Annotated in this window: 12 protein-coding genes and 1 tRNA gene; 8 read left to right on the plus strand and 5 right to left on the minus strand. The window is 48.0% G+C overall.

The window, feature by feature from the left end; genetic code table 11:
* Window positions 1-36: 36 nt before the first annotated feature.
* From R0134_RS01835 to R0134_RS01870, 8 genes are all read left to right on the plus strand, one after another.
* Window positions 37-1,068, plus strand: a complete 1,032-nt coding sequence (locus R0134_RS01835) for a methionine synthase (protein WP_319783211.1) — start codon at window positions 37-39, stop codon at window positions 1,066-1,068.
* 215 nt (window positions 1,069-1,283) lie between these two features.
* Window positions 1,284-4,169: an ATP-binding protein gene (locus tag R0134_RS01840; protein ID WP_319783212.1), complete on the plus strand. Its 2,886-nt coding sequence runs from the start codon at window positions 1,284-1,286 to the stop codon at window positions 4,167-4,169.
* 171 nt (window positions 4,170-4,340) lie between these two features.
* The gene (locus R0134_RS01845; protein ID WP_319783213.1) at window positions 4,341-5,171 is read left to right on the plus strand and encodes an ATP-binding protein; all 831 of its coding nucleotides are present in this window, start codon (window positions 4,341-4,343) and stop codon (window positions 5,169-5,171) included.
* Window positions 5,168-5,788, plus strand: coding sequence for a hypothetical protein (locus R0134_RS01850; RefSeq protein ID WP_319783214.1), 621 nt, complete (start codon window positions 5,168-5,170; stop codon window positions 5,786-5,788). The genes R0134_RS01845 and R0134_RS01850 overlap by 4 nt, the downstream gene beginning before the upstream one ends.
* On the plus strand, window positions 5,788-7,047 hold the full coding sequence (locus R0134_RS01855) for a hypothetical protein (protein WP_319783215.1): 1,260 nt from the start codon (window positions 5,788-5,790) through the stop codon (window positions 7,045-7,047). Before R0134_RS01850 ends, R0134_RS01855 begins: the two co-directional genes overlap by 1 nt.
* On the plus strand, window positions 7,044-7,487 hold the full coding sequence (locus R0134_RS01860; RefSeq protein ID WP_319783216.1) for a hypothetical protein: 444 nt from the start codon (window positions 7,044-7,046) through the stop codon (window positions 7,485-7,487). The genes R0134_RS01855 and R0134_RS01860 overlap by 4 nt, the downstream gene beginning before the upstream one ends.
* Window positions 7,488-7,557: 70 nt before the next feature.
* Entirely contained in the window at window positions 7,558-9,168 is a 1,611-nt protein-coding gene (locus R0134_RS01865) for an IS1634 family transposase (protein ID WP_319783217.1), read from the plus strand.
* A gap of 82 nt (window positions 9,169-9,250) precedes the next feature.
* Window positions 9,251-9,595 carry a hypothetical protein gene (locus R0134_RS01870; protein WP_319783218.1) on the plus strand — a complete coding sequence of 115 codons (345 nt, stop codon included), beginning with the start codon at window positions 9,251-9,253 and terminating at the stop codon, window positions 9,593-9,595.
* A gap of 320 nt (window positions 9,596-9,915) precedes the next feature.
* Here R0134_RS01870 and R0134_RS01875 read toward each other — a convergent pair.
* From R0134_RS01875 to rpsU, 5 genes are all read right to left on the minus strand, one after another.
* Window positions 9,916-9,992 (minus strand) — tRNA-Ile (locus tag R0134_RS01875).
* Between the two features lie 189 nt (window positions 9,993-10,181).
* Window positions 10,182-12,023 carry an RNA polymerase sigma factor RpoD gene (gene rpoD / locus R0134_RS01880; protein ID WP_319783219.1) on the minus strand — a complete coding sequence of 614 codons (1,842 nt, stop codon included), beginning with the start codon at window positions 12,021-12,023 and terminating at the stop codon, window positions 10,182-10,184.
* Window positions 12,024-12,299: 276 nt separating this feature from the next.
* Window positions 12,300-14,084 carry a DNA primase gene (dnaG, locus tag R0134_RS01885; protein ID WP_319783220.1) on the minus strand — a complete coding sequence of 595 codons (1,785 nt, stop codon included), beginning with the start codon at window positions 14,082-14,084 and terminating at the stop codon, window positions 12,300-12,302.
* Window positions 14,085-14,163: 79 nt separating this feature from the next.
* Entirely contained in the window at window positions 14,164-14,607 is a 444-nt protein-coding gene (locus R0134_RS01890) for a GatB/YqeY domain-containing protein (protein WP_319783221.1), read from the minus strand.
* Between the two features lie 14 nt (window positions 14,608-14,621).
* Window positions 14,622-14,837: a 30S ribosomal protein S21 gene (rpsU, locus tag R0134_RS01895; protein WP_087035180.1), complete on the minus strand. Its 216-nt coding sequence runs from the start codon at window positions 14,835-14,837 to the stop codon at window positions 14,622-14,624.
* Window positions 14,838-14,931 lie beyond the last annotated feature (94 nt).

Raw genomic sequence — 14,931 nt, forward strand, 5'->3', positions numbered from 1 at the left:
TCTTTATAATTAACGAAAATATAAACGGTACTTATTATGAAAAAATTATTACCTACATCAACGGCAGGCAGTTTACCTAAACCTTTATGGTTGGCAGAGCCGGAAAAAATTTGGTCACCTTGGCGACTAGAAGGTGAAGAGTTAGTTGAAGGCAAGCAAGATGCACTGCGCGTGTGGCTGCAAGAGCAGCAGCACGCCGGCATTGATATTGTCAGTGACGGCGAGCAAACCCGTCAGCACTTTGTGACGACTTTTATTGAACACTTGAATGGCGTGGATTTTGAGCAGCGCAAAACCGTAAAAATTCGTGACCGCTACGAGGCCAGCGTGCCTATGGTAGTGGGTCCGGTGAGCCGCCAAAAGCCGGTGTTTGTGGAAGACGCTAAGTTCTTACGCCAGCAAACCAAGCAACCGATCAAGTGGGCGCTGCCCGGCCCCATGACCATGATAGATACCCTTTATGACGATTATTATAAAAGTCGCGAAGAGCTAGCCTGGGAGTTTGCTGCCATCCTCAACCAAGAAGCCAAAGAGTTAGAAGCGGCGGGTGTGGATATTATCCAGTTTGATGAGCCTTCATTTAACGTGTTTTTTGATGAAGTGAACGACTGGGGCATTGCCGCGTTAGAAAGAGCCATAGAAGGTCTTAAGTGCGAAACTGCCGTGCATATTTGCTATGGCTACGGCATTAAAGCCAATACCGATTGGAAAAAGACGCTGGGCTCAGAGTGGCGCCAGTACGAAGAAGTGTTCCCAAGACTGCAAAAATCTAACATCGATATTATCTCATTGGAATGTCAAAACTCTCATGTGCCTATCGAACTGTTAGAGCTGATCCGTGGTAAAAAGATAATGCTGGGCGCCATTGATGTGGCCACCAATGTTATTGAAACCCCAGAAGAAGTGGCCGCTACCCTGCGCCGCGCCCTGCAGTTTGTGGATGCGGATAAGCTGTATCCTTCTACCAACTGCGGCATGGCACCTTTGTCTCGTGCTGTAGCAAGAGGCAAGCTACACGCCTTAAGTGCCGGCGCCGAGATCGTGCGCCAAGAGCTGCTGGCCAAGTAAGCCATTGTCGATGAATTAATACTGCACAGAGCAAAAAGCCGCTACCTAAGTAGCGGCTTTTTTTATGCGTGTTTATAACTGGTCGCTGCCACTTGTTTATTACTTGTGTCCGGACAACTATAGTGATTAGCTAAATAATACGAACGTTGGCGCGCACTAACTCTATTTTTCTAAAAAAGTCAGGCCCTAATTAAAAAGGATACCTTAGGATGCAAATGGCGAAATTACTGAAAGTTATTATGATCCATGGACATATGCCTGGAGTGGTAGAATTAGAGTTAGATGGTCATACCAATATTTGCGGCGATAATGCCTCTGGTAAAACGACTTTGCAGCGAATGATCCCTGTATTTTATGGAGAGCAGCCTAATAAAGTGGTGCCGCGCACCCGGTTAAGTTTCGATAAATATTATCTGCCCCATAAAAACAGCTATGTGATTTATGAATACCAGCGACCCCAGCATGGTGCAGCTCAGGTAGTACTCACTAAGCGTGTCGATGGCATTGATTATCGCTTCGTGGATGCGCCGTATCAGCCTGAACATTATTTGCTAGAAAAAAAAGACGGAGTCGTAGCCCGTGAATACCGCGACTGGACACAAGCAATGCGGTCCCTCGGTATTGATATAACGGCTAAAATGTCCAGTACTACCGAATATCGTAATATTATTCTTAATGATATTAAAAACGATCGAAGCAGCCGTAGTGAAAATTTAAGACTTCGCCAATTGGCTGCGCGCTATGGCTTGGCTGACGATAAACACAATTTACGCCATATGGAAAAGCTAGTGTCAGCGGTACATGCCAAAGAAGGCAAAATGAGCACACTAAAGAGTATGTTGGCGGCCATTCTGGAAGAAGATGGCTATCAGCATCCGACTAACACCATGACCGGCGACAAAATCCGTAGCTGGTTGCGAGATCTTAAGCAGTTTATGAAGATGGATAAACTGCAGCAATCGTTGACAGATATTGAACGGGTAAGTGCCGAGCGTATAGAAAACTTAGCCCTGCTTTGGCATTTAAAAGACTTGGTAGACACCAGCTTTAGCCAACAGCGACAACACAAAGCAGATACAGAAGCTGGCCTTCAAGCGCTAAAACGGGCAATCAGTGAGGCTGGTAGCAGCTATGAACAAGCTCGCAGTAGGTTGCGCGAACAGAAAAATGATGCAGCTACGGATCTAGATAAAAGTCAACGACAACTGGCAGACGCGCAAATTCAATACGATGCCTACCGCGATGCGGATATGGAGCGCATTGGCCGCGAATTAATACAATTGCCCGAGCGCCGTAACGAGCTACAAGGCCTTGAGCAGCATTATCAGCTAATGACAGCCGCGCACCAAGGTGTCGTGCAAGAATTACAAGCACACCAATTGCAACTCGCGCAGCAGCTACAGCAGGCAAACGCTAAGATCCAGGAAAGTATCAAAGATCACACCGCACAGCAGCAGCGACTTCATCAAGATGAATTAGAAGCCACTAAGGCCCTAAGCCAAGCTGGGTTACACCAACAAACTGCGCTGCACAGCCAGTACGAAGCTCGGCTGACCCCGCTTCAAAATGAGCGGGCGGCAAAGCAAGCTCAAGTTGAATGGTCGATGCTGAATGTCGACGAGCTTGAGCAGCGCAACCTAGCGGATCTGCGCTTAGAAAAAACCCAAGCACAGCTGGACGACCAAGCAAAGTTGGTGAGTAAACAGCAACATGCTCTCACTGAGGCTCTTAGTCTGCGCGAAAAAAGCGCTCAGCATGAACAAGCAGCACGTAGCGCCGTAGCGCAAGGAGAACTGCATCTTGAACAGTTGGGTCAGCGTTTAGAGCCAGTTTCTGGGAGCTTACAGCAGTTTTTATCACAACATATAGAGCACTGGCAGCATAGCTTTGGTCGGGTGCTAGCCGAGCCCTTGTTGCAACGCACCGACTTAGCGCCGCAATTGCGTGAAGCTGTCTTGCCGGCCAATCCTGCACTCCACTCAGTATTTGGCGTACAGCTAGACTTACACGCCATTGAGCTGCCAGATTATGCCCTTACCGAAGAGCGAGTGCGTGAGCAGCTTGAGCAAGCCAGTGCCCAGTGGCAGCGCCAAAAGGTGCAGCTTAGCGATACCGAAAAAGCCTTAACAAAAGCCGTAGAGCAGGCCAAAGGTCAGCAACAAGCACTGGATGCGGCACAGTTACAAGAACGCAGTCTGGTGCGTGATGTGGAGTTTGCCCGAGATCATAAACAGCGCTTAACTCATGAACATAAGCAGTTGGATCAAGCACGTAAAAAAACCATTCAACAGCGTATTCAACAATTACAGCTGCAGTTAGAGCAGCTAAAGCAACAACAGCACACCGCCTTAGCTGAACTTGAAGCCGAGCAAGCCGCGCGGGCAATAGAGCAAACCGCAGATTTTCAAGAGCGCCAGCAAATGCTGCAAGAGGCCATTGATGACTTAAATAAGGAAAGTTCTCGCTTAGACGTCAGTTATAAAGAGCGAAACAAAGAGCTGGAACAGGCGTTTAGCGCCAAGTTGGCGGAGCAGGGCGTAGATGACCAAAGGCTACGCCAGCTTAAGCTGCAAATCGCCAGCTTACAGCAGGGTATCCGGGATATTAGTAACCAAGGGGACGCCTTTAGTACTTATCAGCAGTTTATGAACGTCACTTGGCTGGGCTTGCGGCCCACTTGGTTGCACACCGAGCAGTTGGCACAACAGCAATTGCGTACAGCAACCGCGGCCTTAGTGCAGCATGAGACAGAATATAACGCTAAACAACAAGTAAACCGTACCCAGCTTATTGAGTTAACGGCACAATTAGAGAAAGTCGAAAAGCGCGTGCAAAGTTTACAGGCCGTAGTGTCGCGCATGGCAGGTTTGCCAAATGCCGGGCGGTTGCCGTCACCAGAAACCATGGCGGGACTTGAGCGGGGCGATGTTAGCGAACAAATAGCCCGAGCCCATCAGTTGCTTGACGAGCAACAAAAACTGGCTAAGCGGTTAGAAGACGGAGTGAACGCATTAGAGGCGGATATTCGCAAAGATGCTGATTTACAATTTGTGCGCTTTATGGAAGATGCTTTCTCCCAATTAGGCGAAGCTCCAGGGTGAGATCTCACACATTTTGCAAGGTTTAATTGTATGGTTTTCATACGAATATAGAAGCTAATGATCCTTCTTTAATCATGGGTTAGTATGCTGGTCGGGTGAATATCACCCAAAATATTATATTTGGTTGAAATATGAACAAAGTTAAATCCCGCCCTGGGCGAAGCTCCGGATATGCAAGCCCGAGTAAATACGTTAGCCGACATTATTAGCGTACTAGAAGCTAAGCAACAGCAAACCCTTGAGCAGGGCAGAACCATAGGTGATGCCTTATTTAAGTTCTTTACCGTGTTTAACGATATTCATAAGCGAGTGAGTGACTATAGTCGCCGTTTAACCCAAGCGGTAGGCGATGAATTAATTCTGGATGGCATTGATAAAGCGGAAGTTAAAATCAGCTCAACCATTGATGAACTGGGCTTTTGGCAACCGTTAAAAGAAATGACTTATTATTATCGACAATGGCAAAGCTCTGGTGATCTTATTCCATCCAGCGAGTATTTAGAGCGTGTCAGTGATGTGGCCGAATTACTTAAAGCCAATCAAGAGTACAGTATTGAGTCTTTGTTAAAGCTGCAGCTTAATTTAATTGAAAACGGCGAGTCGGTGGTGATCCGTAACGACCGCCAGCTAACCGACTCATCGAGTAATGGCATGGCCTACTTGATCTTATGTAAATTTTTATTGGCCTTTACCCGCTTACTAAGGCCTGAGGCGGCTGGCGTAACAATTCATTGGCCGATTGATGAAATTGGTACCTTGGCATACCACAACGTTGAAAAGCTATTTGATGCCTGCGACCATAATAACATCAATATTTTAGGCGCCTTTCCTAACGCCGAGTCAGAGGTGCTGCTGTTGTTTAAGCATAGATATTTAATAGAGCCGCACCTAGATCAGCCCAATAAAGGGCAACTAAAGCGTATTAAACCCCGAGTTTCTGAACTATCAAAGAAGCTACAAGAACTGCAGCTCAGTGCTAAGGCGCAGGAGGTACAAGCATGATGTTGCTGGGTCCGTTACTGGAAACCATGTTAGCTGGCCAGTTTGTGTGCGCCATTACCTACGAAGAGCTATTTGCTAAGTTACAGGACGACGAAGTGCGTGAGCGCATTGATGAGTACTTAAAACCATTGAATCGACGGTTGGCTGCAAACCATGATCACAGCGTGTATTTTTTGGCCTATCGTGATATCGACGACCCTGCACGAGCGCATTTAAAGCAACAGCTGGCGGTGGTGATGAGTTCCTTATTGCCCCTGCTTGAATGGCTTGCTTATGTGCAAGAGGCCATGGGCAGTGATGCTGTATTAAGCGCCGACGATACTTTAAAACTGCAAGAGCTCATTGTAAAAACTGAAGATAACCCCAGTTTGCGTCAGCGTTTACAAGATCTTGCCAATGATAAATTTTTTGGCTCAAGTGCAGACTCGGTTGATGCACAAGCCAAACAAATTGCCCGACGCTTAGTAGAGCACGGTTATCTTATTCAACCCCATGGTCACCGTTTATACTTTACGGTCACTGGAAAAATAGATTATTTACTCGATCTAGTGCGTTTTATTAGAGACGAAGAAAACATCCCGCTCGATGACAGCCCTCGGCAAACGGAGCTGTTGTAATGGCCAAATTTAATGACAACAAACATCATGTCAGTAACTTGTTCGAAGTGGGCACTGAGCGCTTAAAGCTGATTGGCGATAACGCCAAGCTACTGATGCAAGGCTATTTAGCTGGTGGTATAGATCCGAGCACAGTAAGTGAACGCACCTTGCGGCGGCTTATTAGTGCGCGAGTGTTATACCAACCCGACGATAGCCAAGCTTTAAAGTTGCGCCACCCAGTAACCCAGTTGGTGGCCGCCTTGGTGACCGATGAAAGCCGCCGTGCTATTCATGCCGATATCGCCGATAAGCTGATGAGCATTCATAGCTTCGTTGAAGGGTTACGGGAAGCACAGCGTACAGGCGACAGCCTGCGAGTAGATAGCCAAATGTTGCGCATAGACGAGGCGGTGTATGATTTAACTTCTCAATTTGAGGAGGCAATTTTTAGTTTGTGGCACCGGCTTAACAGCAACTTTGGTTTTGTTAATAACTTAAGCGACAAGATCCGTGAAAATAACCGAGCCCAGCAGCAAATAAATCGGTTAATCGATGGCTTGTCGTTAATTGATTTTGATGAGTTGATTGAACTGGCCGCCAACAATCCGGCACTGCGAAAAATTTTGGTGACGCGATTACAGCAACAAATGAGTGCGCACCAAGGAAGCTTGCTGGAAGTGCAAAAGCGCTTAGTGGAACTAATGACCCGTTTTCGCGAGCAGCAAGAACGAAGCTTGCTAGTATTGAATATGGTCGGCTTCTTACGTGAACACCCCAGCTTTATGGTGGGCGATTACTCTTATCGTAGCCAGGTGCCCACTTTAGTGAATTATGCAGCGCCTATTGTGCCTGCGGCGGCAGTGGCGCTAGATAAACCCGAGCAGCAACCCGAATTGGTAAATTTGGTACATACCTTGTATCGCGAACTAGCTATTAAAGCCAAAACAGAGGTAGTGAGTGTGACCGCTGCCGCTGTGAATATATCAGCGCAGCAGCAAGTAGTAGAGGCACGACAGCAACAGCTAAAAGAAGATGCCATGCGCTATTTTATTCATGTGTGTGAAGCAATACAGCCACCCTCGGCTTTGGTCTTTTTAGTCGAACAGCAGCTGCAATGGTCGCCAGAAGTCTGGCTGTTTCAAGTGCTAGCCGAATACAATACCTTGCCGCGCCACGAGCAACAGTTATTTAGCTTAACGCGTGCAGAGCGACAAGAAAGTCGGTTTAACCACTTACAGATCATTGAAGATATAGAAGTGAGGTATCAAGCAGCATGAACCGTGATTTGACCCCTCGTGAACGTAAGCTACTGCACTTACTAAGTAGTAAGCTGCAGTATAAAAGTCGTGTAATACGAAAGCTTAAGGGAGCGGATCTGAGTATATTAGCTTGGTGCGAAGCGCAAGACTTACTGCTGCATTCCGTCGTTCCGTTAGCCAACAGTGACGTAGAATATGGTTATAACGCGGAACTAATCCAAGCTATTGAAATGCGTTTAGTCTTGCTCGGCTTAGCGCCACTAGTGGCCGACATGAAAGTCTCAAGTTTAGAACAGGCTAAGTTAGGCACAGCCGAGCATAAATCAGTACGGATTAAGCCCCGTGAACAGCGAGTGCTGCACTTAGATAACATTCAAATAATTGACCAAGACCAAAGCGAGCTGGCAGTAGAGCAATACTCAGAAATAGTAGTGGTTGAACCGACATTCCGCACCTAATTTCCTGATTTGTTTTTCTTGACATGGATCCGCCAGTTTGATCCTATTACTTCTATTTGGCGGCAGTATCATGACCACTCCTTCTTATCGCATCAAGAATCTCGACCATCTAGGCCTAGTGGCTGGAATGTGCCGTGAGCTCGGGCTGGCACGGATGGTTGACGCTATCCTGCCGAAGCAGGCGGAGCATTATGTCACCCATGGCGAAGCCCTTGTTGCCATGATAATCAATGGCTTAGGCTTTCATAGTCGCACCTTACACATGGTGCCCCAGTTTTTCGCCGACAAGCCTACCGAGCGCCTACTGCGTCCGGGGATATTACCTGAACACCTTAATGATGATGCGCTAGGCCGGTGCCTTGATGCGCTGTTTGATGCCGATGTTTCCCTGCTCTATCAAGCCATGGCCGAACAAGTCGTCACACAGTTGGGTTTGAAGAGCAGCGCCGTTCACCTTGATATCACCAGTTTTCATGTGGATGGGACTTATGCTCAGGATGAAGATGCAGCAGGTATCCAGCTCGTTAAAGGCTACAGTCGTGATCATCGGCCCGAGCTGAACCAAGTGGTGCTGGAGCTCATTTGCGAAAATATAGCCGGAATCCCCGTGTATATGCAGGCGATGAGCGGGAATACCAATGATCAGAGGGCCTTTTCTGACGTCATTCGCCACCACGTCCAGTCTTTAAAGTCGGCTCAACAAAGCCGTTACTTTATCGGTGATGCCGCCTTGTATACCGCGGAGTCTATCTTAGCGTTACATCAGCAAAATCAATTGTTTGTTACCCGTGTGCCAATGACTTTAAAAGACTCAAAGCACGCCGTCTCGTCCCTCAAAACAGACCAGCTGGCAGCGCTGGGAGAGGGCTATTATGGCTACTGGCTCGAGGCTGACTATGCCGGCGTTCCCCAACGTTGGTTGATGGTGCGTAGTGAGCAGGCAACGCATCAGGAACAAAAGACCGTTATCAAGAACCTGCTTAAAACGGGTACTCAAGAGCTCAAGCAGTTCCAAAAGCTATGTAAAAAAGTCTTTGCCTGCCAGCAAGATGCCGAACAAGCATTGACTGACTTTTGCAACGGGCTCAGTGTGTTACGGATAGAAGATGGCGCATCAATAGCCCGCCCAGCCTTTAGTGGCAAAGGCCGACCTAAAAAAGGTCAAGCTCCGGATAGTATCGATTACCTTCTTACCGGACAGGCCGTGACTTGTCTCAAAAAAGTCGCTAAGGCCAACGAGCAATCAGGCATTTTTATCTTAGCCACCAACGACATGAGCGATGATCTTGATATGGCTGAGCTGCTTGCCGCCTATAAGTCTCAACAGACTGTTGAGCGCGGCTTCCGATTCTTGAAAAGCCCTGACTTTATGGTCTCTTCTCTGTTTCTGAAAAAGCCAGAGCGCATCGAGGCATTGTTGATGATCATGACCTGTAGTCTGATGGTTTACGCTGCGTTAGAGCACCGGATCCGCCAGTCTCTGCGGCAGAAAGACCTGACTTTCCCCGACATGAAAAATAAGCCGAGTCAAAACCCTACTGCTCGCTGGGTATTTCAGTGCTTCGGTGGCATTCATGAGCTTGGTGTAGGAGAAGCGCCACCCCTCGTTGTGAACCTTCAGCCTCCGCAGCAGACTATCGTTAACGCTCTCGGGGAACACTACCTCACTATTTATTCTTAAATCAGGTGCGGAATGTCGGGTTGAAAATCTTGATTGTTTCTACGAGTTTGCACGCTTTAATTTACCGTTGGGCGCCACTAGTTTGGTGATTTACCGCGGTGATGCACATTACAGCCAAGGTCGTGCCAAGCTACTTAAGCGCTGGAAAGAGGGGGCTTACGGGCCGTTAAAATACTTTGGTGACTTAGACCCAAAAGGTTTACACATTGCTATGAGCGAAGGCTTTAGCCACATTGCCGTGCCTAAGTTTACTTGGTTCACTACCCGTGCAACCGCACAAGCATATCCGAGTAAGCAACACGACACGGCTGTAAATCTGCAACACAGTGGCCAACTACAACCTTATATCGCCTTTATGCAACGTCATCAGCGGGCATTGTTGCAACAGTGGTTGCAAAATGTATCACTTCAATGGCTGCCTCTCTAATCGGGCTAGTTTAGTTATTTTTTGTGGAGTTGAGGTTCGATGTAGTGGGGCTATAAGTATAAGGGATTCCGCTTGGTACTGTTTCTTGTAATGACAGTTTTCCTTACTAACTCATGAAGTTATGAAGAACGATAAAAAATGAAAATATGTGTTTTTAGCCGCCCGTATCTTCAGCTAAGAGGGCTTCGGCAGTCTTGCGAAGTAGGATAATATGCTCTGTTAGTTTTACAGATTGGTGTTACTTGACCCACTCTTTATCATAGGAGTGCAGGCAACAAAAAAGGGTTAGCAGATATTAACCTGCTAACCCTTGCTGTATATGGTGGCCCCTCCCAGACTTGAACTGGGGACCTAACGATTATGAGTCGTGTGCTCTAACCAACTGAGCTAAGGGGCCAAAAGTGGTGAGATTATAGGTAAAGCGGCTCTTGCTGTCTAGTCGGGTGGGCTGATATCAGTTTGATTTTTAAGCAGTTGGTACAATATTTTACAAAGAGATTGGGCGAACGAAAATCAGGCAAAGAAAAAGGGCGCTGTTGCGCCCTTTTTGGTGTGGTATTCACTCTTTATTCGAGACTGGTATTGCTTACTCGTCGAGGAAGCTGCGCAGTACTTCTGAGCGGCTAGGGTGGCGTAATTTACGCAGCGCCTTAGCTTCAATTTGGCGAATACGCTCACGGGTTACGTCAAACTGCTTACCCACTTCTTCCAGCGTATGATCGGTATTCATGTCGATACCGAAACGCATGCGCAAGACCTTAGCTTCACGGGCGGTAAGGCCAGAGAGCACGTCTTTAGTGGCGTTACGCAGGCTTTCGCTGGTGGCTTGATCCGCAGGCAACGACAAGGTGGTGTCCTCGATAAAATCACCCAAGTGGGAGTCTTCATCATCACCAATTGGCGTTTCCATGGAGATCGGCTCTTTGGCGATTTTCAGCACCTTGAGTACTTTGTCTTCTGGCATCATCATGCGGTGTGCCAGTTCTTCTGGCGTCGCTTCACGGCCCATCTCTTGCAGCATTTGGCGGGATACACGGTTGAGCTTGTTGATGGTCTCAATCATGTGCACCGGAATACGAATGGTGCGCGCTTGGTCAGCAATAGAGCGGGTGATGGCCTGGCGGATCCACCAAGTGGCGTAAGTTGAAAACTTATAACCACGACGGTATTCAAACTTATCCACCGCTTTCATCAAGCCGATGTTGCCTTCTTGGATCAAGTCGAGGAACTGCAAACCACGGTTGGTGTATTTTTTGGCAATAGAGATAACCAGACGCAAGTTAGCTTCAACCATCTCTTTCTTAGCACGGCGAGCCTTGGCTTCACCTATGCTCATGCGACGGTTGATATCTTTAATCTGCAGTATGGTCAGATCCGCTTCTTCTTCAACGATTCTGAGCTTGCCAATCGAGCGCAGCACATCTTCGGCTACGTCGTTTAAGCGCACAGCCCAGGCAGTTTTTCCGGTGGCCAGCAGAGTGTTAAACCACTCAGGATTACTTTCGTCTTTAGAAAAAGCCTGTACGAAAGTTTTCTTTGGCATCTTGCACTGTTCAACACACAGCTTAAGGATCAAGCGCTCTTGAACGCGTACGCGGACCATAGTATCGCGCATGGCATTGACTAAGCGGTCAAACTGCTTAGGGATCAGGCGAAATTCACGGAAGATATAAGCCAGTTCGGTAATTTCTTTCGCGGCTTCTGTGGAAGCTCGGCCTTTGCTGTCAATAACGCCACGCATAATTTCGTACTGCTCACGCAGCACACTAAATTTTTCGCGTGCTAATTCAGGACAGGGGCCGGTATCTACTTCTTCCTCATCCTCTTCATCCTCTTTATCTTCTTCGTCGTCTTCTTCTTTCTCTTTTTCGCTTAACTCAGAGCCAATGTGCGTGGCCATGGGGGCTGCAGGCTCGGTGGCGTCCGGGTCGAGAAAGCCGGTGATGATGTCGGTAAGTTTGATTTCACCGGCTTCAAAACGGTCGAATTGGTCTAACAAGGTCGTAATGGTGGCCGGGTATTCAGACACCGAACTTTGTACCTGGTTAATGCCTTCTTCGATACGCTTGGCGATTTCAATCTCGCCTTCACGGGTCAATAGTTCAACCGTGCCCATTTCGCGCATATACATACGCACAGGGTCGGTAGTACGACCAATTTCAGACTCTACAGAAGCCAGTGCTTGAGCGGCGGCTTCGGCGGCGTCTTCATCGGCCGAGGTTTCAGACATCATTAAGTCATCGGCATCGGGGGCGGTTTCTACCACCTGAATGCCCATGTCATTGATCATTTGAATAATATCTTCAATTTGATCTGAGTCGACAATGTCTTGAGGAAGATGATCGTTAACATCGGCATAAGTCAGGTAGCCCTGTTCTTTACCTTTGGCAACGAGAAGTTTAAGCTGTGACTGAGGGGTTGGCTCCATAGAACTCGTCCGATTTAGATAGTGCAAGAGGGTGTAAGCAATGAGGCACACTAGTACTTAAAAAGTAATAACTAGTGGCGCACAAATAGCCGATTATAACAAAACTTGACCAATGCTTTTTGCGTTGGTGTGCTTGCTAACACTCCAGCCTTGATGTTCGGAGAGTGTGTTGCAGCGTTAATTGGGTCTAATTACCCATAAATGGCCGTATTTCAGGCTTAAATATCTATATTGGGACGCAAGCGCCCCTTTTCAATGTTCAGTTTTTTCTGTTTGTTAGTTCCTACTGGCTTTGCTTTCGCTAAGCAGTAGCATCAATTCTTGTTTTTCTGCGGTAGTTAGACCGCTTTGGCTGCTTTTTTGTTGCAGCGCCTCAATACGGGTCGCGAAATAATCTTCGATTAATACCGCAAATGTATCTTTTAATTCTTGTTCTATTTGATCTCCTGCAAACAACTCGTCGGCCATGGCCAAGCGAGCCAATGCGGGCGCTGAGCTGTGTCCACGCCAATGTTCGAGTAATTGCGCTGTGGTCATCAAAGGCTGGCCTTGTACTTGGGCCAACAGCATTTGCAGTAGATCTATGCCTGCTAACGGTAGCAAAGCCACCTCTTCGGTGTCTGCTGTTTGCAAACTCGCAGCGGCAGCCGGATATTGTAGCACAAGGGCAATGGCGCGGCGAATAGGGGTCAGCTTAATCTTTTTGCTCTTGGGGCGCGCAGGCGTGCTGGCAGGCTTAGTTTCTTGCTGCAAACGGCTAAATAATTCCCGCACTCGACGCTCATTTTCTCCCCAATTAAGCTGGCGAGATAACTGCGTGATCAAGCCTTCACGGCTAAAGCCTTCTGGTACTTTTAAGATGGCGACCGCGGCTTGATTGGCCAGTTCATGCTGGCCTGCATCGCCCGCCATGGCATCTTGCCCAAGCCGCTCGAACAAAAAGTCACCAAAGTTTTGCGCCTCATCTAACAGCTTGCCAAAATTCTCGGCGCCTAATTGGCGCACTAAGCTGTCGGGATCTTCACCATCGGGTAAAAAAACAAACTTTAAGCTGCGGCCATCTTGTAACAAGGGTAGAGCATTTTCCAGTGCGCGCCAGGCGGCTTCGCGGCCAGCGCGGTCGCCGTCATAGCAACAGATCACTTCGCGCGTGGTGCGAAACAATAGCTGCAAATGCTCGGGCGTGGTGGCGGTACCTAGGCTGGCTACGGCATAGTCGATGCCAAATTGCGCCAATGCCACCACGTCCATATAACCTTCAACAATCAAGATGCGCTCTGGATTGCGGTGGGCTTGGCGTACTTCATATAAGCCGTACAGCTCGCGGCCTTTATGAAATACCGGCGTTTCCGGCGAGTTTAAGTACTTAGGCGTGCCATCCCCTAATACTCGACCACCAAAGCCGATCACCCGGCCTCGGCGGTCGTGAATGGGGAACATAATACGATCACGAAAACGGTCATAAACCCGACCATTCTCGCTTTTTATGAGCATACCGCCTTCAATGAGTTGCCCTTCTGCCTCGTTGTTACCGGCAAATTGGCGCTTCACCGCATCCCAAAGGTCTGGCACATAACCAATATTAAAGCTTTTAACCACTTCGCCACTTAGGCCGCGTTTTTTAAGGTATTGAATGGCGGTTTGTGATTGGCGCAGCTGAGTTTGATAAAAACGACTGATGTCATTTAGCTGGGCGTATAAGTCTTGGCGTATGGCCTTGGCGGCGGCTTGTTGTTGAGGTGTTTGTGATGAATGGGCATTTTCTCGCGGCACCGTGAGTCCGTGCATGCCGGCCAGTTCGTCTATGGCATCCAGAAACTCTAGGCCATCGTACTCCATTAAAAAACCCAGCACAGTGCCGTGCGCGCCACAGCCAAAGCAGTGATAAAACTGTTTTTCGTGACTAACGGTAAAGGAGGGGGATTTTTCATTATGGAAGGGGCAACAGGCTTGGTAGTTTTTGCCTGCTTTTTTCAGCTTAACCCGCTGATCGATAAGATCGACTATGTCGGTTCTGGCCAACAAGTCGTCGATAAAAGATTGGGGGATTCTGCCTGACATTATTCACCGGGGTAGCGAAAAAAACAAAGCCGTGCATCTAAAAGAGGCACGGCCCGTTGGTAAGATAAAACGTAAACCCTTAAGCCAGTCTGGCTTTAATGCTCGCGCTTACCTTGCCCATATCTGCACGCCCCTGGATTTGCGGCTTTAACACCGCCATTACTTTGCCCATATCTTGCATGCCAGTAGCGCCGCTAGCGGCGATGGCATTAGTGAGCAAAGTTTCCAGTTCGTCTGCGCTGAGAGGTTGCGGCAGAAATTCCTGCAGCACCACGATCTCTTGAAGCTCACCATCAGCTAACTCTTGGCGACCGGCCTGCTCATAGAGAGTGGCGGCGTCTTTGCGCTGTTTTACCATTTTGGTAACTATGGTGATGACGTCGTCATCGTTCAAGGTTTCGCGGCTGTCTATCTCTTTTAAATTGATCTCTGCCAGCAGCATTCTCAACGTACTAAGGCGCGCCTTGTTTTTGGCACGCATAGCAATTTTTTGCTGTTCAGACAGTTGGTCTTTTAAGGACATGAGATCAATAACTGTTAGTACAGACGAATGCGACGTGCGTTTTCACGAGACAGCTTCTTAGCATGACGCTTAACAGCGGCAGCTTTAGCGCGCTTACGCACTGTAGTTGGCTTCTCGTATTGCTCACGACGACGCACTTCAGACAGGATACCGGCCTTTTCGCATGAACGCTTGAAGCGTCGCAGAGCTACGTCGAAGGGCTCGTTTTCACGTACTTTAATTACTGGCATGTGCCTCTCACCTCGGTTAACTGATTTTTTATTAAACCAGTCTGACTATAAAATGGTGCGAAATTCTACTCCGAAGCCTTACCTAAAGTAAAGT

Origin of the sequence: Oceanisphaera sp. IT1-181 (assembly GCF_033807535.1) — a bacterium.
Taxonomy (GTDB): Bacteria; Pseudomonadota; Gammaproteobacteria; order Enterobacterales; family Aeromonadaceae; genus Oceanimonas.